This window comes from Streptomyces scopuliridis RB72 (genome assembly GCF_000718095.1).
In the GTDB taxonomy this organism is placed as follows: Bacteria; Actinomycetota; Actinomycetes; order Streptomycetales; family Streptomycetaceae; genus Streptomyces; species Streptomyces scopuliridis.
Genome location: NZ_JOEI01000070.1, coordinates 1 through 1,400, shown reverse-complemented (window position 1 = coordinate 1,400; position 1,400 = coordinate 1). Strand labels below are relative to the sequence as shown.

General features: G+C 69.1%; 1 protein-coding gene. It reads left to right on the top strand.

Going from position 1 to position 1,400, the window contains the following annotated elements; genetic code table 11:
- Positions 1 to 19 precede the first annotated feature (19 nt).
- The gene (locus IF11_RS0135985) at positions 20 to 1,285 is read left to right on the top strand and encodes an IS701 family transposase (RefSeq protein ID WP_030356014.1); all 1,266 of its coding nucleotides are present in this window, start codon (positions 20 to 22) and stop codon (positions 1,283 to 1,285) included.
- The last annotated feature ends 115 nt before the right edge of the window (positions 1,286 to 1,400 follow it).

The following is a 1,400-nucleotide window of genomic DNA, read 5'->3' as shown; positions in this document are numbered from 1 at the left end:
GGTGTGCGTTGATGGGGGTGTGACTCCGGACGAGATTGCTGCTGTGCGTGGTGAGTTGGAGGCGTTCGCGGCGGAGGTGTTCGAGCCGTTCGTGCGGAACGATCAGCGCCGTTGGGGACAGGTCTACCTGCGTGGGCTGCTGACCGACGGCAGACGTAAGTCGGTCGAGCCGATGGCTGCGCGGCTGGGCGAGGACGGGAACCGGCAGGCCCTGGCGCACTTCGTCACCACCAGTCCGTGGGATCCGTCCCATATCCGGGCCCGGCTTGCCTGGAAGATGGAAGCGGTGATCCGGCCGGCCGCGGTGGTCTTCGATGACACCGGTTTCCTCAAGGACGGCGACGCGTCGGCGTGCGTGTCGCGGCAGTACACCGGCACCGCGGGCAAGGTCACCAACTGCCAGGTGGGCGTCTCGCTGCACCTGGCCTCGGATCACGCGTCGGCGGCGGTCAACTGGCGGCTGTTCCTGCCGGAGACCTGGGCGGCCGGATCGCCGAAGGCGGATCCGGACAAGGTCGCACGCCGTACCGCCTGCGGTATCCCTGACGACATCGGGCACGTCGAGAAATGGCAGCTCGCGCTGGACATGCTCGATGAGACCCGCTCGTGGGGGATCGATGTGCCGCTGGCCGTCGCGGACGCCGGCTACGGCGACGCCGCCGCCTTCCGGCTCGGTCTGGCAGCCCGCGGCCTCAACTACGTGGTCGGCATCTCCACCACGCTGTCGGCCCAGCCGGGTGAGGCCGTCCCGGTCACAGCGGACTACTCCGGGACGGGACGGCCGCCGGTGGCGAAGTACCCGGACAAGCCCCGATCGGTGAAACAGCTGGTCATCGCGGCGGGCCGGAAAGCGGCGAAACCGGTGCAATGGCGGGAGGGATCCCGCCCCGGCACAGGCCGGTCCGGACTGAAACGTATGTACTCGCGGTTCGTCACGCTGCGGATCCGGCCTGCCGGACGCGAGATCGCCCGCGCCACCGACGGCCCCGTACTGCCCGAGTGCTGGCTGCTGGCCGAGTGGCCCGCCACCGAGGACGAGCCGGTCCAGTTCTGGCTCTCCGATCTGCCCGCCGACACCCCGTTCACCACGCTGGTCCGCCTGGCCAAACTCCGCTGGCGCATCGAACACGACTACCGCGAGATGAAACAGGCCCTCGGCCTGGCCCACTTCGAGGGCCGCACCTGGACCGGCTGGCACCACCACGTCACCCTCGTCTCCGTCGCCCACGCCTTCTGCACCCTGCAACGACTGGCCCGAGCCCCAAAAGACACGGCGCCGGCCTGAGCCTCTACCAAGTCGTCCGCGAACTACAGACCCTCCTCGCAACCTGGACCGGCGCCTGCCCCACCTGCCACCGCGACATACCCACAGCAACACCAACCTGACCAAGCACTACTAG